Genomic DNA, 21,546 nt, shown 5'->3' with positions numbered 1-21,546 from the left:
CCTATTTAAATGCCGGATAACCCGTGATATCGGCCCCTGTAATCAGCAGATGAATATCATGTGTACCTTCATAAGTAATCACACTTTCCAAATTCATCATATGGCGCATGATACTGTATTCACCAGTAATTCCCATACCACCTAAAATCTGACGTGCTTCGCGGGCAATCTTTATGGCCATGTCCACATTGTTTCGTTTAGCCATGGATATTTGCGCCGTAGTCGCCCTGCTTTCATTTTTAAGTTGTCCTAACCTAAAAGCCAACAATTGCGCCTTGGTGATTTCAGTAATCATCTCGGCCAATTTCTTTTGTTGTAACTGATACGCAGCAATAGGCTTACCAAATTGCACACGTTCTTTTGCATAACGCAAGGCCGTGTCATAACAATCCATGGCTGCACCTATAGCGCCCCATGCAATACCATAACGGGCAGAATCCAGGCAACCAAGTGGAGCGCCTAGTCCATTTTTTCCAGGCAATAGATTCTCCTTGGGCACCTTAACGTTATCAAAAATAAGTTCTCCAGTTGCAGAAGCGCGCAGTGACCATTTGTTATGGGTCTCAGGTGTAGAAAATCCTTCCATTCCACGTTCCACAATCAATCCATGAATTCTTCCTTCTTCATTTTTAGCCCATACTACTGCTACATCAGCAAAAGGCGAATTGGAAATCCAAAGTTTGGCACCATTCAATAAAAAATGATCTCCCATATCCTTGAATTTAGTTTCCATTCCTCCTGGATTGGAACCATGGTTGGGTTCGGTAAGTCCGAAGCAGCCCATCCACTCTCCAGAAGCAAGTTTTGGCAAGTACTTTTGACGTTGTTCTTCTGTTCCATAAGCAAAAATAGGGTACATCACCAAGGAAGATTGTACAGATGCAGTAGATCTAACACCACTATCACCACGTTCAATTTCCTGCATGATCAAACCATAACTTATCTGATCCAAACCAGCTCCACCGTATTCTTCAGGGATATATGGGCCAAAGGCACCTATTTCTGCCAATCCACCAATAATTTCCTTGGGGAATTCAGCCTTTTGGGCATAGTCTTCAATTATAGGTGAGATGTCACGTTTTACCCATTGGCGCGCAGCATCTCTAACCAATAAATGTTCTTCGGACAATAAATCGTCTAAGTTGTAGTAATCTGGAGCTTCAAATAAATCTGGCTTCATCAAAAAAAGATTTTATCAAATGTACTAACGAAATATAACTTAACGCAGACCCATTGTTACATTTTTAAATAAAATGGTCGCGTTAGTTTGATATAGTCTTGGGTGTATTGGTGTCTCGCTGTTTCTATAATCAGTTCTTCCTGTTTCGTTTCGACTTTGGCAAATGAAAATTCCATAAGACTGCGTTTTATTTCCGAGTCTTTATTTCCTCTCACCCTAGTAACTCTAATTGGATACATGGCATTCGATTCTGCCATACGAACAAAATTTGCCTCCTCTTTAAAGGGAATAATGACAGCAAAAATCCCATTTGGACTTAATAAGGTCGCAACGCCTTGAATTAGTTCATCAAAAGGCAATGAACTATTTTGCCTGGCCATATCCCTTGAAACATCACCGCTTTCAACAGCTTCAGAATAAAAAGGTGGATTACTAATAATCAAATCATACGTGTCATCGATTTCGTCTACAAACTCATCAAGTCCAGCATGATAACAAAACAATCGATTACCCCAGGGTGAGGCTTCAAAATTCTCAACACATTGTTCGTACGCAGCTTCATCCAGTTCAATGGCATCTATAAGTTCAGCATTGCTGCGCTGTGCGATTTGCAACGCAAGTATCCCTGTCCCGGCACCTATGTCTAAAACTGAAGTCAAATGCTCATCTACAGCTGCCCAAGCTCCGAGCAATACACCATCCGTGCCTATTTTCATTGCGCATTTATCTTGGTTGACGGTAAATTGTTTGAATTTAAAAGGCTTGTCCATCTTAATTAAGATACAAGTCTACCAGGCCCTCTGGAGTCTTAACATGGATAGTCTTGGTATTCCTATCCACTTGGGTGATGATATCATCGCTAATCGGTATCAAGAGTTCCTTGCCGTCTTTTTCCACTTCAAACAACTCTTGGGAAGCACTGTCATTTACAGCTTGTATCACCCCAATATCACCATGGACCTCATCCATTAAAGTAAAACCAACAACTTCATGAAAGTAGAATTTGTTTCCTTCCAAGGCTGGAAGCATAGACAGTGGTAGATAGAGTTCTGAGCCCATAATCTTATCCGCGGAAGTCTCATCTTTTACCTCTTCAAAATCAATACGAAGTAATGCGGATTTATGTAGGCGACAACGTTCAATAAAAAATGGAACCAGATTGTTTCCCAATGAAACAAATACTGATTCCATGTTTTCGTAAATCTCAGGTTCGTCTGTATCGAGTTTAACCAATACCTCTCCCCTAAAACTATATTTTGAAACGATTTTGCCCAGGTAGAAACAATCTTCCTTGCGCATCGTTTTGGGTTTTATTCTTCTTCTTTGGCAGCTTCGGCCTCAGCAGCTGGTGCTTCTTCCGCTTCAGCAGTAGGTTCTTCAGCAGCAACAGCTTCTTCCGTAGCAGCTTCAACAGCCTCTTCAGCTTCTGGTGCAACTTCCTCCTCTACTTCTGGTAGTGCAGCAGCAGCACGCTTATCGCTAACTTCTTTTTCAGCCTCCAAAGCTTTAGCCTTGGCTTCAGCTTTAGCCTTATCCAATCCATCTACTTTTGACGCAACAGCTTTTTCTTTTTCTTCAACCCAGGCTTTGAATTTTTCTTCAACTTGTTCCTCAGTCAACGCTCCTTTACGAACACCACCTAATAAATGATGCTTTAGTAAAACACCTTTATAAGAAAGAATAGCTCTAGCCGTATCGGTTGGTTGTGCTCCATTATTCAACCATTTCACGGAACCATCCACATCCAAGTTTATTGTTGCAGGATTGGTATTTGGGTTATAAGTCCCCAATTTTTCCAAAAATTTACCGTCTCTTTTTGCTCTTGAATCTGCGGCTACAACCCAGTAGAAGGGTTTTCCTTTTTTACCGTGTCTCTGAAGTCTAATTTTTACTGGCATATCACATTAATTTGTAGGGTGCCCGACCCCGATTATTAATTCATTTATTCGCTTGCTCTTTAAGCGGGTGCAAATATACTTGATTTCTTTTAATACACAATGCATTACAACACTTTCTACTCCCGTTCAGCCAATTGATCTTTTCCCAGCACCAATTTCGATTTATGTTTCAAAACCAATGCCTCAATTTCTTGTATTTTCTTTTCATTTCCTTCGGAGACGTCAAACTGTTCTGAAATATCATGTCCCAAATGGTACAAAATTGGGTTTTCATGAATTTTTTTCGGACCAAATTGCCCATAAACCCCTTCTGTAATATAATGAGCTTTGTATTCTCCTAATCTAGCGGCGTACAATTCCGTACCTCGATAGTATAATATGTGGTTTCTAGGACTTGCTTCTCGATGCTGCAGTACGCTGCTAAGATTATAGCTATCCATAACTCTATCTTTGGGCATTTCAACTCCGGCAAAAGCACTAAAAGTTGCAAACAGGTCCATGGTAGAACCAATATCAGTTATCATGCCGGGTTCTACAATCCCTGGGCCCCAAATTATAGCCGGCTCGCGCATTCCGCCTTCCCAAGTAGATCCCTTACCAGCTCGCAGTGGACCCGCACTCCCTCCATTTGTCTTAAAAGGCAACCATGGCCCATTGTCGGAAGTAAAAACCACTATGGTGTTCTCATCCAAACCTTCAGCTTTTAGGGTCGCAATAATCTGTCCAATGCCCTCATCAATTTCTTGCACTACATCACCATACAAACCTCGCTTACTTTTACCCCTTGCCTCATCAGAAGCGAATAAGGGAATATGCGGTAAATTATGTGCCAAATAGATGAAGAAGGGTTCATCTTTATGGGATTTTATATAGGAGATGGTTTCCTGACTGTAGCGCTTTGTTATTGTATTTTGATTGGCCGGACGCTCAACGATTTGCGTGTTCCGTAGTAAGGGAACATTGAAATGTTCCGTTTTGATAGCTTCATCTTGCTGACTCCAATAGTCTCCATTTGGATATTTTGCAATACGATCCATATCATTCGAATAAGGAATACCGTAATAATAATCAAAACCATGATTTGTAGGCAAGTATTCCTCTTTGTGCCCTAAATGCCACTTACCAATACAAGCTGTACTATACCCTGCTTTTTTTAATTGCTCCGCCAGCGTTATTTCCGTAGCTGGAAGGCCATTTTTCGAATCTGGGAACAATACCCGGTGCTTATCACTGGCCATACCATTCCTAACAGGCAGTCTCCCCGTTAATAATGCCGCTCTACTAGGTGTACACACACTAGCGCCGACATAAAAATTAGTCCATTTTTGACCTTCATGCGCCATTTGGTCCAGATTCGGTGTATGTATACTGGGATTACCGTAACAACTCAAATCACCATAACCCAGGTCGTCCGCAAAAATGATGATGAAATTAGGTGGATTATCCGCATTTGCTTGAGCACTTGAGCTTATTGGAATGCCTAAAATAAATGCTAATAATAATACGATAATGGAATGTTTATGTCCTTGGTTCATTTTCATTTGGTTGAAGTTTATTTACTTATTATTATGACTAAAAAGAAGTATAAATGACATCATTTAAGCTATCAAGTCAAAATAACACCCTTGTCCGTTAGGGCTTAAACAAAATTGGAAAATCCTTGGTTAATAACTACTAAAAACTACATTTTAAATTCGACTCACGTTTATATATTTTTAATCTCTTATTTCGACTGAAGCAGATATATGTACCTAATATTTGATACTGAAACCACTGGACTCCCTAAACGTTGGGATGCACCCATAACTGATACGGACAATTGGCCTAGATGTGTTCAAATTGCTTGGCAATTGCATGATGATATGGGAAATTTGGTGGAGCATCAAGATATGCTGGTAAGACCTGACGGGTTTAACATTCCATATGAGTCGGAGCAAGTGCATGGAATTTCAACTGGTTTGGCCGAAGAACAGGGACAAGACCTTATAGAAACGCTGAAAGCTTTTCAGTTAGCCTTGGATAAAGCCAAATTTGTAGTTGGCCAGAATGTAGATTTTGACGTGAATATCATGGGATGTGAGTTCCACAGAATGGGTATAGATACCTCTTTGACCACACTTCCAGTTTTAGATACCTGTACAGAGAAAACAGCCGAACTTTGCAAAATCCCAGGTGGCCGTGGCGGAAAATTCAAGCTCCCAACATTAACTGAACTCCACCAACATTTGTTTGGCGAACCATTTGCGGAAGCGCACAATGCAACTGCAGATGTTGAAGCCACTACTAGATGTTTCCTCGAATTGATTCGGAACGGACATTACACCCAAGAGGAATTGGATGTCCAACCAGATTACCAAAGTCGATTTACGGAAGCCAACCCTCAGGAAATCCAACTTATTGGATTAAAGCATATTAATCTTAAGAAGGCGTCAAAAGCCATTGCTGACGCACTATGGGCCAAAGATACCGGAGGTGTTTCCGAAGAGGACATCAAGGCCAGTGCGGCCGATTTGGCGTCAGCGCAGTTCGCACATTTACATAATCACTCACAATTCTCCGTTCTTCAATCGACGATTAACATCAAGAGCTTGGTTAAGGCAGCTGCAGACCACCAGATGCCCGCAGTTGCACTGACCGATCATGCCAACATGATGGGTGCGTTTCATTTTGTAAAAGAAATCAAGGCGCATAACAAAGGTGTCAAAGAACGGAATAGCGAAAGGGAAGAAAAGGGAGAAGCCATTACGGAAATGGAAATTACTCCAATCATCGGTTGCGAGTTTCAGGTTTGTGATGATCATGGCAATAAAAACATTAAGGACAATGGCTATCAAATTGTGCTATTGGCCAAAAATAAAAATGGGTATCACAACCTAGCAAAAATGTCTTCCATTGCCTATACGGATGGATTTTATTACGTACCTCGAATTGACCGAAATATCGTTGAGAAATACAAAGAAGACGTAATAGCGTTGACCGGTAATCTGTATGGCGAGGTTCCAAATAAAATTCTTAATGTTGGGGAAAAACAGGCTGAAGATGCCTTACTATGGTGGAAAGAAACATTTGGTGAAGACTTTTATATTGAAATGATGCGACACGGCCAAGAAGATGAGGACCGTGTGAATCAGGTGCTTCTTCAATTAGCTGCCAAACATGAGGTTAAATTAGTTGCAACCAACAATACCTATTATTGCGATAAAAAGGATGCTGAAGCCCATGACATCCTTCTTTGTGTAAAAGATGGCGAAAAGCAGACCACACCGATAGGCCGAGGCCGGGGATATCGCTATGGTTTACCCAACCAAGAGTATTATTTCAAGTCATCCGATGAGATGAAATCCCTCTTCAAAGATGTACCTCAGGCCATTTTGAACATTCAGGAAATTGTGGGCAAGGTGGAAGCTTTTGATTTGGCCCGGGATGTACTCCTACCCAAATTCGACATTCCCGAGGAATTCAAAGATGAAGCTGACAAAAATGATGGAGGAAAAAGAGGAGAAAATGCCTATCTAAGACATATTACCTATCAAGGTGCAGAAAAACGATATGGGGAAATCACGGAGGAGATTTCGGAACGCATCGATTTTGAGTTGTCCACCATAGAAAATTCAGGGTATCCCGGATATTTCCTGATTGTAGAAGATTTTATTCGGGAAGCAAGGAATATGGGCGTATCTGTAGGGCCTGGTAGAGGCTCGGCAGCTGGCTCTGTTGTAGCGTATTGCCTTACCATCACCAATATTGACCCGCTAAAATACGACTTACTTTTTGAGCGTTTCCTTAACCCAGATAGGGTATCCATGCCCGATATCGATATTGATTTTGATGATGAAGGACGAGGTCGTGTAATGGATTATGTCATCAATAAATATGGAGCCAATCAAGTTGCCCAAATCATCACCTATGGTACGATGGCAGCTAAATCATCCATTCGAGATACTGCCCGAGTTCTGGATCTACCTCTAAATGATGCGGACAGAATAGCGAAGCTCATTCCCAACATGTCCAAACTCAATAAGATATTTGGGGTTGAAGAAGCAGCACTCAAGAAAAAATTCCGCTCAGATGAGTTGGAAAAGGTCCATGAGCTCCTGAACATTTCCGAAGGTGATGACTTGGAAGGTCAGACGGTGAAGATGGCCCGAGTCTTGGAAGGATCGTTACGTAATACCGGAATCCATGCGTGCGGTGTCATTATTACACCTGATGACATTACCAATTTTGTCCCTGTTGCCACAGCCAAGGATTCCGATTTATACGTTACACAGTTTGACAACTCCGTGGTTGAAAGTGCCGGCCTTCTGAAAATGGACTTTTTGGGACTGAAAACCTTGACATTGATCAAGGACACGGTCAAAATTGTTAAAGCGAGAACCGGGGTGGAGCTGATTCCAGATGAATTTCCATTGGATGACGAAAAAACTTATGAACTTTTCCAACGTGGCGATACGGTAGGGATTTTCCAATACGAATCTCCCGGAATGCAAAAACACATGAAAAACCTCAAGCCTACGGTTTTTGATGACTTGATTGCTATGAACGCGTTGTACCGTCCAGGTCCAATGGAATATATTCCAAGTTTTATCGCCAGAAAACATGGCGAGGAGGAAATCACCTATGATCTTCCTGACATGGAAGAGTATTTAAAAGAAACCTATGGCATTACCGTATATCAAGAACAGGTGATGCTACTCTCTCAAAAATTAGCAGGTTTTTCCAAAGGTGATGCGGATGTCTTGCGGAAGGCCATGGGAAAAAAGATTTTTGCCTTACTTCAAAAGTTAAAACCCCAGTTTTTGGATGGCGGTGAAAAAAATGGGCATCCAAGAGATGTATTGGAGAAAATTTGGAAGGACTGGGAGGCCTTTGCTTCTTACGCATTCAATAAAAGTCACTCTACTTGCTATGCCTACATCGCCTATCAGACTGCGTATTTAAAAGCACATTATCCTGCAGAATACATGGCTGCGGTGCTATCGAATAACATGAACGACATCAAACAAGTCACTTTCTTTATGGAAGAATGTAAACGGATGGGACTAGAGGTACTTGGTCCAGATGTCAATGAATCCTATTACAAATTTGCGGTTAACCAAGATAACGCCGTGCGATTTGGAATGGGGGCCATAAAAGGAGTGGGACGTTCAGCCGTGGAGACCATAGTTGAAAACCGAAAAGAAGACGGGCCATTTAAATCTGTATTTGATTTGGCAAAAAGGGTTGAACTTAGGGCCGCAAACAAAAAGGCTTTTGAGAACCTTGCTCTAGCTGGAGGTTTTGATTCTTTTGGCGATACACACAGAGCTCAATATTTCCATCAAGAAAATGATGGTATTTCTTTTTTGGAGAAAGCCATTAAGTATGGTGCCAAATTCCAAGAAAACCAAAACTCCTCCCAAGTCAGTCTATTTGGAGAAGCCAGTGAAGTGCAAATTCCTGAGCCTGTTGTGCCACCTTGTGAGGATTGGGGTACCATGGAAAAATTACGTCGTGAGAAAGAAGTAGTAGGCATTTATATTTCCGGTCATCCTTTAGATGATTTCAAAAAAGAAATCAAAGCCTTTTGCAATAGCAACGTTTCTGCTTTTTCGGAATTGGAACCCTACGTAAATCGAGAACTTACCGTGGCAGGTGTTATTACCGATGTGCAACATCGTGTGTCTAAAAATGGTAAAGGCTGGGGCTTGTTCACTTTAGAAGATTATACAGACTCCCACGAATTCCGGATTTTCGGGGAAGAATACCTCAAATTCCGTCACTTTTTGATGATCAATTCATTTGTTCATGTCAAAGCATTTGTTCGAGAGGGCTGGGTAAACAGGGATACCGGAAAAAAAGGAGATCCTCGATTGCAATTCAATGATTTTAAACAATTGCAAGATGTGATGGAAGCCTATGCCAAAAAATTGACCATAAAATTAGACATTGATAGGCTTCAGGATAAGAGAATCCAAGTTTTAAAGGACACATTGACGTCTCACAAAGGTGATCACCCGTTGAACTTTGTGGTTTATGAAATGCAGGAAGAAATCAAATTAAATTTATCCAGCAGAAAACAAAAGGTGAAAATCAATAGCGAGCTTCTTTCTGCATTGGAAGAGAACGAGATACACTACAAATTGAATTGAGTTCCAATAATTTAAATCAATGGCGTGATAATAAAAATGAATGCTTCGTTGGTAAGGAATATGGACTTTAATTGACTAAATTTGCGAATATTAAAATAAATAAAATGGCACTAGAAATAACAGATGCAACCTTTGATGAAGTAGTACTTAAAAGCGACAAACCCGTTGTAGTTGACTTTTGGGCTGCATGGTGCGGACCTTGTAGAATGGTTGGTCCAATCATTGAAGAAGTTAGTCAGGAATATGAAGGAAAAGCAGTAGTTGGTAAAGTTGATGTTGATGCCAATCAACAATTTGCCGCTAAATATGGTGTTCGTAACATTCCTACCGTATTGGTTTTCAAAAATGGTGAAATCGTAAACCGTCAGGTTGGAGTTTCCCCTAAGAAAGTTTATACTGACGCTATAGAGGCGGTATTATAAAATTTATTCCTTCGGAATTTTACAAAAGGTTTGGCAATTGCCAAACCTTTTTTGTTTTAACTTGACCATCAACTTTTAGGCATGGATCTCCGGACAGAATTACATAAATCCCAGCTTTTCCTAAACTTGGAGCTATTGGCCAACCAAATTGTTGAAGGGTTTATCAGCGGTATCCACAAAAGTCCTTTTCATGGTTTTTCTGCAGAATTTGCCGAGCACAAAATTTACAATCCAGGTGAAAGTACCAAACATATCGACTGGAAACTTTTTGCCAAAACAGATAGGCTTTATACTAAGCGCTACGAGGATGAAACCAATTTAAGGTGCCATATGATCTTGGACAATTCCTCATCCATGTATTTCCCCAAGGTAGCTGAACTTACATTGGACAACCTCAACAAAGTTGGTTTTGGTGTTTTGTCCATCGCTGCCCTCATGCAAATCTTAAAGAAGCAACGTGATGCTGTTGGCCTAAGCATCTACTCCAACACCTATAATTTTTATAGTTCAGAGAAGAGCAGCGAACGTCACTTTCAGATGCTCTATGCCAAACTAAACGAAGTAAGCAACAGTCCAGATTCAAAATCAGGCACTAAAACATACACTTACCTTCATCACATTGCGGAAAAAATCCATAGAAGAAGTCTAATTTTTCTTTTTTCGGATATGTTTCAAACTGAAACCGAGGAAGCGCAACTTTTTGAAGCATTGCGACATTTAAAGTACAACAAGCATTCTGTGGTACTGTTCCATCTGATGGATCACACCCATGAACTTAATTTTGATTTTGATAATACTCCAAAGCGTTTTGTGGATATGGAGTCCGGGGCCCATATCGATTTATATGCGGATAATGTGAAAGAAGCTTATCAGAAAAAGGTCCAAGAATACCAGTCGGCCTTACAACTGAAATGCGGTCAATACAAAATAAAGTATGTTGGAGTGGATGTCCGTTCCAGTTTTGCACAGGTCTTAAATACTTTTATGATTGAGCGACAAAAATTTGTTTAGTTGCTTTTTCAAAAAAACTTTTGCGAATCAAAAAGGACAATGTATATTTGCAATCGCTTTGCAAAAAGCATGAACAAGATTTGAATCCCGCTTTTGCTGGAGTCTTAATAAGATAAAATCATTGGTCTGGTAGTTCAGTTGGTTAGAATACCTGCCTGTCACGCAGGGGGTCGCGGGTTCGAGTCCCGTCCAGACCGCAAAAAGCTCCGAAAATTCGGAGCTTTTTTTATGCAATTTTTTTATTGCCTTCAACAAGGTAATACTGCATTCACAGATTGTTTACCAGCATCCACAGATTAAACTTCGATTGATTTCATCGCACTGATAGATTTATATCAAAATCAATCGAAATGCGAACAATCTCATTATTAATAATTACCCTATTTGGAACACAACTCATACTGGGTCAATCCATAAGCGGAAAGGTCATCAGCGGTATTTCACAACAACCTATACCCTATGCAACAATTATCCTTAAAACTCTCGAAAACCAATTTTTAGAAGGTACCACCACATTGGAAAACGGCACTTTCACACTTGCTTATGAGGCAGGTGATTATATACTGGAAGCCAGTTTTATTGGCTTTAAAACCTATAGCTCCTCAATTATCATAGAAAACAATGAGGAGTTAACTATTATATTGGAAGAAGAGGAAACCGCATTGGAAGAAGTGGTGGTAACAGCAGAACAAACAACCGTTTTACAGTTGATTGATAAAAAAGTCATCAATGTGGGTAAGGATCTATTGGCATCTGGCGGTAATGCCACAACTATTTTGAGTCAATTATCCGAAGTACAAACGGACCGAGACGGGAACATAAGTCTTAGAGGAAGTAATAACGTAAGTGTACTGGTAAACGGAAAACCATCACCACTCGAAAACAACGAATTACTACAACAAATCAATGCCGATGAAATCATAAAAGTTGAAATCATCACTTCACCATCCGCAAAATACCAAGCGGACGGACTTACTGGTATTATAAATATTCTTACCAAGAGCAAAATCCAGAAAGGGGTCAATTTCAGCACCAACTTAAATGGCAATACACTAGGTGGCTACGGAACTCGAATAAATCTGAACTACGGCGGAGAAAAAATCAGTTACAAGATTGGCGGGTCTTATACCAAAAACATAAGTAAATACGAATTCACACAGGACAGAAATGACATTTTACCTTTTAGGCAGGAAAACGATTTAGTCTTTAACGGAGATGTCTATAACTTCAATGGCACTATTGATTGGTTCCCCAATGACCAAAATGAATTTTCCATAGGGCTGGATTTCACGGATAATTCACATACACTGGATAACGATGCAATCATTTTTTTAAATGGTGAAAATACCACTCAAAATACACTAGGTGACCACATCCATAGAACGCTGAAAATCAATGGAAACTATAGATATAAATTCAACCAAGAAGATTATCTGGAGGTGGACGCCCAAATTTCCAACAACACCAATGTGTTGGCAAGTGATTTCTTGCCCAATCTAGGTGTATTGGACAACAGCACGGACAATGATGTAATTATCTACAATACTGCGATTGATCTTTCAACCAATCTAAGTGAATCCACAAAACTGGAAACAGGATTACTTTGGAATCGGCAAAATCTTGACAACTCTAGAGTCTTTATCGAAAACAATACTCCCTTACCCCAGGAAAATTTTGAAAACACCCAATCAACCTACGCGTTATATGCTTCGCTACAACATAACCTACCAAAGCTCAATATTCAATTAGGTCTGCGTGGTGAACATTTTGAAAGGGAAGCCTATTTGGAAGCAATTGATTTTTCCATCCAAAATAATTTCACCAATCTTTTCCCATCTGTACACCTCAAATACAATTGGAATGAAGAAAATACCGCAACCTTTGGATTCAATAGGAGAACAAGCAGACCTACACTAATTCAAATCAACCCAATTACCTTTCAACCCAATGAATTTACCCTAAACCAAGGCAACCCATCATTAAATCCAGAGTTCTCAAACAATTTTGACGTTTCATATCGCTTTGAAAAAAAGAATTTCAGCTTCTCTCCAACCCTGTCATATCGACTAAAAGAAGATGCCATCACCTACAATTACTTTCTTAATGATGCTGGTGTTAACGTATATGACCTCATCAACAATGGCAAGGCGGATTCTTACGGACTGGAATTGCTTACAACTTTCAAGCCTTTGGTTTGGTGGGATGGAAGTATCGGGTTTAATTGGAATTATGAGAAATTAAGAATTGATCAACTTGGATTAGGTATTAATTTCAGCAGAAGCACAAGCTTGGTTTTCAGAAATCAATTAACGCTATCCAAAAAAACCAATGCTGTAATTTCATGGAGATATTATGGTCCCCGTGATTATTATTTTCTTGCTGAAAGCAATTACAGCAGTTTTGATCTTGGATTTCGGCATAAGCTATTTGATGGAAAAGGAAACCTAAACTTGAGAATAACAGATATCTTTTCCAATCTTGGCAGTACCAGTACCAATACGGGTGTTGGTTTTGTTCAAAATGACAGTTATAACCCACAGTCCACTATTGCCTATCTTACTTTTACATATACTCTTAGTGGTGGCACTGTGAAAGAACGTGCCAAAAAGGCTAGGCAATACAACAGTGGAATAATTGAATGATTGTGGTATTTTACCAAAAGAAGTTGGATAAGAAGCAACCGTTAAGAATCAGCTCAAAACAATTTGATGTAAATTGATGACATGGGAAAAGCACTGCATAAAAAATACGTAGAAGTAGGGCTGCATGTACTGTTTTGGTGCATATATATTACCTATCCTATAATTAAATTTGGTTACTACAGAGCATTAGTTTACAACCCAACAGAAGCTATTGGAAATACGTTATTCATGGCAGTTTCTGTATACGTTACCTATTTTTTACTCTCTCGAAAGAATCGTTATTGGCCAAATTATGTAATCATCCTTTTTGTTCTGATTGCTATTGTTTCTTTGAACTGCTATTTGAATTCGCAGGAATGTGAATGTGACCTTCGTACCTGTTTCATCAATAAATCGGCAGAATATCTTCTAGTAAATACATTTTTTATTGCCTTGTTGTTGATCAAGAGAAATATGGATCATCAACGACAATTGGAACAAGTAGAAAAGGAAAAGGTGTTAGCTGAGTTAAAAAGCCTCAAGGCACAATTAAACCCTCATTTTTTATTCAACACCCTTAACATGCTTTATTCTGATGCGGTACATAAGGACGAAATCCTGGCAGATAAAATCCTAAAGTTATCGGACAGTTTTCATTATTTGATGCATGAAGGTGACAAACCTACTGTTACGTTATCAAAAGAGGTGAAATTCATTGATGATTATATCGAATTACAAAAGGCCAGAATGGGCAAAAAAATCGCCATACAATACCATAAAAATATTGAAAATTCGGAATTGGAGGTAGCACCATTACTAATGATTCCCTTTGTTGAGAATGCTTTTAAACACTCCACTATGACCGAAGGCCAGCAGGTACCCCTATCTATTAGCGTTCAAGAACAAAATGGAATCCTTAACTTAAAGGTGCGAAACCAATTTGACCCTGACTATTCCAAAAAACAAAGTGAAGGCTGGAAAGAAAGCGGAATAGGTCTTGAAAATGCCAAAAAGAGACTACAACTGATTTATCCGAACAAGCATCATCTGAGTATCAAACAAAGTGAAAAAACATTCCTTATTCATCTTGAAATTGAACTAAGAGATTAACTAATCAATTATAGTACATGAAGTGTATTATCATAGAAGACGAGGAGCCAGCGCAACAGTTGTTGACCAAATACATAGCGCAGACCCCAGGAATGGAGTGTATCGAAATTTACGATTCAATAGTAGGGATAGCGCCAAAAACCTTAGGCGATTCCGATTTAATTTTTTTGGATATCCAACTACCTGGAGCCAATGGTATTGAGTTTTTGAAAAATTTGGAGGTAAAACCCATTATTATCATCACAACTGCCTATCGTGATTATGCCGTGGATGCTTTTGAAGAGGCAGTTGATGATTACTTATTAAAACCATTTTCATATCAACGTTTTCTGAAAGCAATGATGCGAGCTCAGAATAAGTTGGCCAATAAGAAAGCTACCATAAAAAATGACCTACTCTTTGTTTATGCCGATAAGACTTTCTATAAGATACGTAAAGCCGAAATCCTGTTCTTAAAATCTGAGGTGGACTACGTTTATTTTTATTACCAAAACAATAAGCTATTAGTTCAGGACACGATGAACAATTGGGAAAAGGAACTAAAAAATGATGGCTTTGTAAGAGTTCATCGTTCTTTTCTAATCAACCCCAACAAAATAGAAAAGGTAGAGGGTAACCAAATCTTAATTGGTGAACATAAAATTCCAATTGGTGTGACGTACAAAAAGGATTTTATGCAGCTTCTTCGGAGTCATTAAACAATCTAACCCTGAAGCATTTTGGGATTCGGGTAATTATCAGATTGGTCCTCAATGGTTTCATCCATGCACACGAAGTCCTTTTCAAGTGTCAACGATAAGGATTCCCCATTATTTAGATTCTGGGTATGGTAAAATCCAACTTTTTCATTCTTATACCATTCCCTAAGTAACTCATTTGGCACTAATAGCGTAATTGTTCCATTAGAAAACTGCGCTTGTAGATTCTTAAATGCTGCAGTAGCCTTCACGGCATATGAGAAAACTGAATCATCAAACTTTGTTTGTTGTTCAAATACACCTTCGTCACATAATTTCTGAACTTCAGATTTGGTCAATCTAAAACGAATTGAATTTTCCCTAATTCTAATTTTCATATGCCTTTAATTAACTAATGGGTTTCTGATTGAATAGTTTCTTTTTTACGGTATCGCAATTTACCTAGTTCTATTCCAATAGCTGTTTTGGCAAGCATGGTAAATACAAATGCGCCTAAAGCCCAGATACCCAAGGTGACCCAAATCTCAACCCATGTGGGTGTATATTCTGCAATTTTCCCATAAGGTCCTGGTATGAATCCAGGAACTATCAATCCAAACCCTTTTTCAATCCATATTGCTACGAACAAGATAAAACAAGCAAAATATAAAATCTTAAAATTGCTTCTGAATTTATGCACAGTAAGTAAAACAGTAGCCAATACGTTCAAGGGTATTGCTGTCCATATCCATGGCATCAATGCATTCTTTCCCTCTAATCCAAAGTACAAATAAATAGCGCTTTCACTATGGTGCGTTGGCGCATAAAATTCCTTGAACAATTCAGATACAAGCATAATCAAATTGATTTGCGCAGCAACTGTCACGATTATGGCAATCTTACGAATGGTCTTATCAGGAATCTTAAATTCTGAGAATTTTCGAATAGCCGCCAAAACCAATATGATCAATGCTGGTCCAGCAGCGAATGCCGAAGCCAAAAATCGTGGTCCCAATAATGCGTTGTTCCAAAATGGTCTCGCCTGAAGTCCTTGATATAGGAATGCCGTGACCAAATGAATGGCCACTGCCCACAAAACAGAGAGAATAGCTCCAGGGACATAGATGTTATGCTTGGCTTCCTTTCCCTGATAGTGTCGAAATAAAATATACAATGGGATTGTAATATTGATAAACAAATAACCATTCAGAACAATCACATCCCAAGCCAGCATGGAATTAGGAAAGTTGAATACTCCAATAAAGGGTATCAAATGCCATGCAACAGCAGGACCTCCCAAATCAGCAACGATAAAAGCCAAACACATTATGAGTGCAGCCACTGCCAGTCCTTCACCAATCAATACCGCCTGCTTAAAATCAATATCATGTAAAACATAGGTAGGCATAACCAACATAACTGCGGCCGCAGCAACTCCGACCAAAAAAGTAAAGTTCGAAATGTACAATCCCCAGCTAACGCGGTCGGTCATACCAGTAGCACTCAAACCTTGTTCCAATTGTATGTAATAGGCATACATTCCTATTAACATAACCACTGTGAGCAGGAACATCCATAAATGGTAGACCTTGGAACCATGGGTAATATGACCCAAACTATCCCTAACCATACTTCTAAAAGCTCTGAACGTCTCCATTTATAAATTGTTTAGCCCTGTTGTTTTCAATCCATGAAATACCAGAATTTGGGCTCTGTACCCAAATCTTCCTTTAGTCTAAAAACCTGTTTATTCTCAAGTACCCAGCGTATTGTACTATTGGGGTCTAATAAGTTACCGAAGATCCTTGCACCAGTAGGACAGGCCTCCACACAAGCGGGATCTCTACCCGATCTTGAACGTTGTACACAAAATGTGCACTTTTCCATAACCCCTTTTTTACGCAATCGGTTGCCTAAATAATGCTGGTTTTTGTTCACCTCTTCTTCTGGAACTTCAGGCTTACTCCAATTAAACCTTCTACCATCATATGGGCATGCAGCCATACAATAGCGGCAACCTATACACCAATCGTAATCTATGACCACCAACCCATCTTCTTCCCGCCATGTTGCCTCCACTGGGCAAACATTCACGCAAGGAGGATTATCACAATGAAAACACTGTGTACCCATATAAAAATGCCCTTCAGCAGGAACTTCATGATAATAATTATCATCGGCTTCATTGAATTTGAATCCTTGTCCATCTTTCATTTCGTGGATTCGGATATACTGCATTTCTGAGTTGCGATCCTGATTGTTTTCCTCTACACAAGCACTGACACAGTTCATATAACCTTGACATTTGGATATATTGAAAGCATAACCAAATAGCACGTCCTTTGAAGCATCAGTTGCTGTCATTTTTATATTTTTTTTCTTTCTTAATTGGTAAGACCGAACCAAACGATCAACTGTTGCTTGTTTTTCTTCTTGGGTCATTAATTTATAATTGCCCTTGAATTGCTCTTCCCAATCAATCTGTGCTTTTTCCTTGGCTTCTCCACTAGTGGTAATACTACAGGAAGTATGTACCGCACCAGCTCCAACCAATAGGCTTGCGGTTAATTTTCTAAATGCGGTCCTGCGGTCCATCTTCACATCAAAAACTTGTTGAAATCCATCTTTTTGTGTTTGGGCGACAGCTGTATCCCCCATAATTTCTTGCTCTACAGCAGCATCGAATTCAGCTGCTGATATAGACTGCGTTGCTTGCCGGCTATCCTCCTTAGTAGAGCCACATCCACCACTTGATTTCCCACAACCACAAGTTGTTTGGCTTGTTTTTTTATTTCCAAGTCCCAAATCCAACTGATACCATTTTTTATTCGCTTCCATAAAATTCCTTGCTAGCTATTTTCTTTCTTCTTCCATATGAGAGTTAAATCGTACTGGCCATTTTGACGCTATTTGCGGTTGATGCGGATTATGGCAGTTTATGCAGGTCATTGCCGCTCTTGGTTGTGCCCATCCACCGATGTTTTTGCCATGTGCCCCACCCTTCCAATCTTCAAATTGTGAATTATGACACTGCGCACATAATAAATAGCTCCTGTTGAAATCAATGGGATTACCAGTTAAACTCAACGTTTCATCCATATTATCCCCATTATGACAAGTTGCACAATTCATCGCATTGGAATTGGCGTGGTTGAGTTCAATATCCCAATGCGCTCGCTTTGATTTGCCTTTTTGTTGCATTTGTCCAAGCGGCCGATTGTGACATTCTGAACAAGCATAAGATTGCATCTGACTCTTCCTTTCCGGAATCAAAAATGAATGTCCCCCTTCGGTTATTTCAATAGTATTGACATCGCCTAAAAAAGCTTCTGAAGAAATTCCTGGGTCATGATAAGATTTGCTTTCTTCATCAATTTTTTCCTTCAAACTATGGTATTCGGCTTCATTATGCTTACAAGCAATTGCGGCACAAATTAGCATGGAACAAGATATGAGTCTAACCAATTTCATTTACTTGGGGTATTGGTTCTTACAAATAATTCCACATTTTGAAGCTCATGTTCTTTTGGAACATGGCATTGTCTGCAATTAATTCGCTCAGGATGGTCCACCCAGATTTCCTTAACTGCCGCAGGACCTGCATGACATGCTAGGCAGTTTTCCCGCATTTGTAATGGATGGGGCATTACTGGCGGACTTCCCGGCAAAGCATTGTTTACCCCTACCTGAGGTGCTGGCTTTTTATAAAAATTGGAAGCCTCAAAGCTATTCCTCACCAATTGCTCAACATGGCATTGTTTACAATTGACCATTTCAGGATGCGGGGTAACAGGAGCATAAGCGCTGAATTTTTCAACAAATCCACCATTTTGATGGCATTGGAGGCAGATTTTTCCACCCATTCCCAGTTTTTCTTTAACTGGATGGGGTATACTTGGCGGTGCTCCTGGATAAGCTCGATTATCATAGTAGGTTGCAAGTGTGCGTTGATGATTTTCATCCTGGGGCATTTGTAGATACTCCATGGCTAATCCAGCCCTTTCAAACACCTTCTTTTCTGAAGGGATTATTGGCAATGGTGCTGTTTCATGAATGGGTATGTACGCTTCCTCGAGTCCCTTATAATAACTATAAGTCCAATTCGCTAAAAACCCAACGAACAACAGCGCGAATATCAGCAAGATTCCCAATCGCTTTTTCATGCTATACCTTTTCTACTTTTACAGCACATTTTTTGTAATCAGGTTCCTTGGAAATTGGACAAAAAGAGTCCAATGTAATATCATTAATGAGCATACTTTCATCAAAAAACGGAACAAACACCTGCATAGGTGCTGGAACACCTCTTTCATTTACTGAAGCTGGCAAGGTAATCTCCCCTCGTCTTGTTGTTAGTTTTACTTTATCACCTGTTTTAATTTGCATCCTATCAGCATCCTTTGGATGCAATTCCACATAGGAATGTGGCATGGATTGATGAAGCACAGGAATCCTCCGTGTCATTGAACCCGTATGCCAATGTTCCACTACCCTACCTGTACCTAACCAAAAAGGATAATCGGCATCAGGTTCCTCTGCAGCAGGTTCATACGGACGTTGCCATATTACAGCTTTGCCGTCTTTATTGCCGTAAAAATGGAAATCCTTGCCATTGGAACAAGCTGGATCATAGGTTGAATTGTAGCGCCATTTGGTTTCTTTTCCATCAACATAAGGCCACAATGCGCCCGACTGCGATTTTAAAACTTCTAGAGGAGCTAAATTGTGCTTTTTACCTTCGTGATGCCTACGGTATTCGTTATAAATCTCAGCAATATGGGTATCTTCTTTGTATCCAAATTGTTTTTCGTAACCAAGGCGTTTGGCCACTTCAATCAATTGAAGTGTATCACTAATAGCCTCGCCTGGCGGTTCAAGCATTTGTTCAAAATGTTGGGTTCGTCGTTCCGAATTACCATATAAACCTTCACGTTCCACCCACATGGCCGAAGGCAATATTACATCTGCTATGTCTGTAGTTGGTGTAGGATACACATCAGAAACCACAATGAATCTACCTTCTTTTTTAGCTCCATCCCGATATCTTTTAAGTTTAGGCATTGTTACCATTGGATTAGTGACCTGTATCCACATAAATCGAATATCACCACGGTCCAGTGCCCTAAACATTTCTACAGTATGATAGGTGGGTTTGGGGTCTATATTTTCAACAGGTACGCCCCATATTTTTGCTGCAAACTCACGATGCTCCTTGTTCGCCACAACCCCATGTGGCAGTTTATGGGTTAATGTACCCACCTCACGCACCGTGCCGCATGCACTAGGTTGTCCTGTTAAAGAGAAAGGACTATTGCCTGGGCTTGATATTTTACCCGTCAACAAATGGATATTATATACCAAATTATTGATCCAAGTTCCTCGAGAATGTTGATTCATTCCCATACACCACAATGACATCACCTTTTTATTTGGGTCACCAAAATGTGCTGCGAGATACTTCAAGTCCTTGACTGACACCCCTGTTAAATTGGATACTTTTTCTGGCGAATAATCTTCTAGAAAATCTTTATAGTCTTCAAATGAAATCCCTTCAGGTTTATCCGTAAAAGCATAGTTATCTTCCAAACCATACCCCATATTGGTCAATCCTTTGCTAAACCTACAATGCTCATCCACAAAAGATTTGTTCATCCAGCCATTTGCAATAATCTCATAACAAATTGCATTTGCAATAGCCAGATCAGTCTGTGGATTAAATATGATGGATTTATCAGCTGCCATACTTGTGCGAGTGGTTCGAGTAGCCAAATCAATGATTTTCACCCCTCGTTTCATTCGCTGATCCAGCAATCTGGAAAACAAAACTGGATGCATTTCTGCCATATTGTTGCCCCACAACACAAACGTATCAGCATGGTCTATATCTTCATAGCAACCCATGGGCTCATCCAATCCAAAGGACGATAAAAACCCGGTAACTGCTGTTGCCATGCATAGGCGAGCATTGGCTTCTACATTATTAGTACCTATACATCCTTTAAACAGTTTGGATGCAACATATCCATCAGGTATGGTCCATTGTCCGGATCCATAAATAGATACCGAATCCTTTCCATGTGCCGCAATGGTCTCCTTCATTTTGGAAGCAACTAGGTCCAAAGCCTCATCCATGGTTGTTTGAACATAACGTCCATTTTTTTTGACCAATGGGTGGGTCAGCCTGTCCGAACCATACAATGCCATTATAGAATGATATCCCTTCACACAACATAATCCTTTGTTCACTGGGGATTTTGGATCACCTTTAACCGCTATTGCCTTTCCATTTTCAGTACCAATCAGTACTCCGCAACCTACACCGCAGAATCTGCAAGGCGCTTTCTTCCAATCTAAATTGGCATTCGCCGGAATTCCTTTTTCCTGTTCTGAAGCAAATACAATTCCAGGAAACATACCTGCTGCCGCTGTCATTGCCGATAAAGCAGCCATTTTCTTTACAAAATCCCTCCGGTTAGTTTTTAGTGATTCATACATA

General features: G+C 39.9%; 17 protein-coding genes and 1 tRNA gene. 7 read left to right on the top strand and 11 right to left on the bottom strand.

The features are described from left to right. Nucleotide 1: 1 nt before the first annotated feature. The 5 genes from M3P19_RS11770 to M3P19_RS11750 form a co-directional block, all read right to left on the bottom strand. The gene (locus M3P19_RS11770; protein ID WP_249657878.1) at nt 2-1,180 is read right to left on the bottom strand and encodes an acyl-CoA dehydrogenase family protein; all 1,179 of its coding nucleotides are present in this window, start codon (nt 1,178-1,180) and stop codon (nt 2-4) included. A gap of 56 nt (nt 1,181-1,236) precedes the next feature. Next, nucleotides 1,237-1,950: a tRNA1(Val) (adenine(37)-N6)-methyltransferase gene (locus M3P19_RS11765; RefSeq protein ID WP_249657877.1), complete on the bottom strand. Its 714-nt coding sequence runs from the start codon at nt 1,948-1,950 to the stop codon at nt 1,237-1,239. Between the two features lies 1 nt (nt 1,951). Then, entirely contained in the window at nt 1,952-2,479 is a 528-nt protein-coding gene (gene rimM, locus M3P19_RS11760; RefSeq protein ID WP_249657876.1) for a ribosome maturation factor RimM, read from the bottom strand. A gap of 11 nt (nt 2,480-2,490) precedes the next feature. Then, nucleotides 2,491-3,078, bottom strand: a complete 588-nt coding sequence (locus M3P19_RS11755) for a 30S ribosomal protein S16 (RefSeq protein ID WP_249657875.1) — start codon at nt 3,076-3,078, stop codon at nt 2,491-2,493. Nucleotides 3,079-3,194: 116 nt separating this feature from the next. Next, on the bottom strand, nt 3,195-4,619 hold the full coding sequence (locus M3P19_RS11750) for a sulfatase family protein (RefSeq protein WP_249657874.1): 1,425 nt from the start codon (nt 4,617-4,619) through the stop codon (nt 3,195-3,197). A 204-nt stretch (nt 4,620-4,823) separates the two neighbouring features. Between M3P19_RS11750 and dnaE the strand changes: the two genes are divergently transcribed. From dnaE to M3P19_RS11715, 7 genes are all read left to right on the top strand, one after another. Continuing rightward, the gene (gene dnaE / locus M3P19_RS11745) at nt 4,824-9,209 is read left to right on the top strand and encodes a DNA polymerase III subunit alpha (protein WP_249657873.1); all 4,386 of its coding nucleotides are present in this window, start codon (nt 4,824-4,826) and stop codon (nt 9,207-9,209) included. A gap of 104 nt (nt 9,210-9,313) precedes the next feature. Next, the gene (trxA, locus tag M3P19_RS11740) at nt 9,314-9,631 is read left to right on the top strand and encodes a thioredoxin (protein ID WP_138835863.1); all 318 of its coding nucleotides are present in this window, start codon (nt 9,314-9,316) and stop codon (nt 9,629-9,631) included. 81 nt (nt 9,632-9,712) lie between these two features. After that, nucleotides 9,713-10,642, top strand: a complete 930-nt coding sequence (locus tag M3P19_RS11735) for a DUF58 domain-containing protein (RefSeq protein WP_249657872.1) — start codon at nt 9,713-9,715, stop codon at nt 10,640-10,642. A 123-nt stretch (nt 10,643-10,765) separates the two neighbouring features. Then, nucleotides 10,766-10,839: transfer RNA gene (locus tag M3P19_RS11730), tRNA-Asp, on the top strand. 153 nt (nt 10,840-10,992) lie between these two features. Then, the gene (locus tag M3P19_RS11725; RefSeq protein WP_249657871.1) at nt 10,993-13,284 is read left to right on the top strand and encodes a TonB-dependent receptor; all 2,292 of its coding nucleotides are present in this window, start codon (nt 10,993-10,995) and stop codon (nt 13,282-13,284) included. Nucleotides 13,285-13,365: 81 nt separating this feature from the next. After that, nucleotides 13,366-14,373, top strand: a complete 1,008-nt coding sequence (locus M3P19_RS11720; protein WP_249657870.1) for a sensor histidine kinase — start codon at nt 13,366-13,368, stop codon at nt 14,371-14,373. Between the two features lie 17 nt (nt 14,374-14,390). Next, on the top strand, nt 14,391-15,071 hold the full coding sequence (locus M3P19_RS11715) for a LytR/AlgR family response regulator transcription factor (protein WP_249657869.1): 681 nt from the start codon (nt 14,391-14,393) through the stop codon (nt 15,069-15,071). Between the two features lie 5 nt (nt 15,072-15,076). Here M3P19_RS11715 and M3P19_RS11710 read toward each other — a convergent pair whose 3' ends face one another. From M3P19_RS11710 to M3P19_RS11685, 6 genes are read right to left on the bottom strand one after another with little or no spacing between them, the layout of a single operon-like run. Then, entirely contained in the window at nt 15,077-15,448 is a 372-nt protein-coding gene (locus M3P19_RS11710) for a DUF7009 family protein (protein ID WP_249657868.1), read from the bottom strand. A 14-nt stretch (nt 15,449-15,462) separates the two neighbouring features. After that, nucleotides 15,463-16,707 carry a sulfate reduction electron transfer complex DsrMKJOP subunit DsrP gene (dsrP, locus tag M3P19_RS11705; protein WP_249657867.1) on the bottom strand — a complete coding sequence of 415 codons (1,245 nt, stop codon included), beginning with the start codon at nt 16,705-16,707 and terminating at the stop codon, nt 15,463-15,465. Nucleotides 16,708-16,733: 26 nt separating this feature from the next. Beyond that, complete coding sequence (locus M3P19_RS11700) at nt 16,734-17,888, bottom strand: 4Fe-4S dicluster domain-containing protein (protein WP_249657866.1); 1,155 nt, start codon at nt 17,886-17,888, stop codon at nt 16,734-16,736. Between the two features lie 15 nt (nt 17,889-17,903). Then, on the bottom strand, nt 17,904-18,521 hold the full coding sequence (locus M3P19_RS11695; RefSeq protein WP_249657865.1) for a cytochrome c3 family protein: 618 nt from the start codon (nt 18,519-18,521) through the stop codon (nt 17,904-17,906). Then, nucleotides 18,518-19,213 carry a cytochrome c3 family protein gene (locus M3P19_RS11690; RefSeq protein ID WP_249657864.1) on the bottom strand — a complete coding sequence of 232 codons (696 nt, stop codon included), beginning with the start codon at nt 19,211-19,213 and terminating at the stop codon, nt 18,518-18,520. The genes M3P19_RS11695 and M3P19_RS11690 overlap by 4 nt, the downstream gene beginning before the upstream one ends. Before the next feature lies 1 nt (nt 19,214). Then, nucleotides 19,215-21,545, bottom strand: coding sequence for a molybdopterin-dependent oxidoreductase (locus tag M3P19_RS11685; RefSeq protein ID WP_249657863.1), 2,331 nt, complete (start codon nt 21,543-21,545; stop codon nt 19,215-19,217). Nucleotide 21,546: the final 1 nt, after the last annotated feature.

This window comes from Flagellimonas spongiicola (assembly GCF_023502425.1).
Taxonomy (GTDB): domain Bacteria; phylum Bacteroidota; class Bacteroidia; order Flavobacteriales; family Flavobacteriaceae; genus Flagellimonas; species Flagellimonas spongiicola.
Note: the sequence above shows the minus strand (reverse complement) of the source record. Positions and strands in the feature narration are given on the sequence as shown.

Coding starts and splice junctions, on each gene's coding strand:
- M3P19_RS11770 (WP_249657878.1), bottom strand. CDS start 1,180: ATGAAGCCAGATTTATTTGAAGCTCCAGATTACTACAACTTAGACGAT.
- M3P19_RS11765 (WP_249657877.1), bottom strand. CDS start 1,950: ATGGACAAGCCTTTTAAATTCAAACAATTTACCGTCAACCAAGATAAA.
- rimM (WP_249657876.1), bottom strand. CDS start 2,479: ATGCGCAAGGAAGATTGTTTCTACCTGGGCAAAATCGTTTCAAAATAT.
- M3P19_RS11755 (WP_249657875.1), bottom strand. CDS start 3,078: ATGCCAGTAAAAATTAGACTTCAGAGACACGGTAAAAAAGGAAAACCC.
- M3P19_RS11750 (WP_249657874.1), bottom strand. CDS start 4,619: ATGAAAATGAACCAAGGACATAAACATTCCATTATCGTATTATTATTA.
- dnaE (WP_249657873.1), top strand. CDS start 4,824: ATGTACCTAATATTTGATACTGAAACCACTGGACTCCCTAAACGTTGG.
- trxA (WP_138835863.1), top strand. CDS start 9,314: ATGGCACTAGAAATAACAGATGCAACCTTTGATGAAGTAGTACTTAAA.
- M3P19_RS11735 (WP_249657872.1), top strand. CDS start 9,713: ATGGATCTCCGGACAGAATTACATAAATCCCAGCTTTTCCTAAACTTG.
- M3P19_RS11725 (WP_249657871.1), top strand. CDS start 10,993: ATGCGAACAATCTCATTATTAATAATTACCCTATTTGGAACACAACTC.
- M3P19_RS11720 (WP_249657870.1), top strand. CDS start 13,366: ATGGGAAAAGCACTGCATAAAAAATACGTAGAAGTAGGGCTGCATGTA.
- M3P19_RS11715 (WP_249657869.1), top strand. CDS start 14,391: ATGAAGTGTATTATCATAGAAGACGAGGAGCCAGCGCAACAGTTGTTG.
- M3P19_RS11710 (WP_249657868.1), bottom strand. CDS start 15,448: ATGAAAATTAGAATTAGGGAAAATTCAATTCGTTTTAGATTGACCAAA.
- dsrP (WP_249657867.1), bottom strand. CDS start 16,707: ATGGAGACGTTCAGAGCTTTTAGAAGTATGGTTAGGGATAGTTTGGGT.
- M3P19_RS11700 (WP_249657866.1), bottom strand. CDS start 17,888: ATGGAAGCGAATAAAAAATGGTATCAGTTGGATTTGGGACTTGGAAAT.
- M3P19_RS11695 (WP_249657865.1), bottom strand. CDS start 18,521: ATGAAATTGGTTAGACTCATATCTTGTTCCATGCTAATTTGTGCCGCA.
- M3P19_RS11690 (WP_249657864.1), bottom strand. CDS start 19,213: ATGAAAAAGCGATTGGGAATCTTGCTGATATTCGCGCTGTTGTTCGTT.
- M3P19_RS11685 (WP_249657863.1), bottom strand. CDS start 21,545: ATGTATGAATCACTAAAAACTAACCGGAGGGATTTTGTAAAGAAAATG.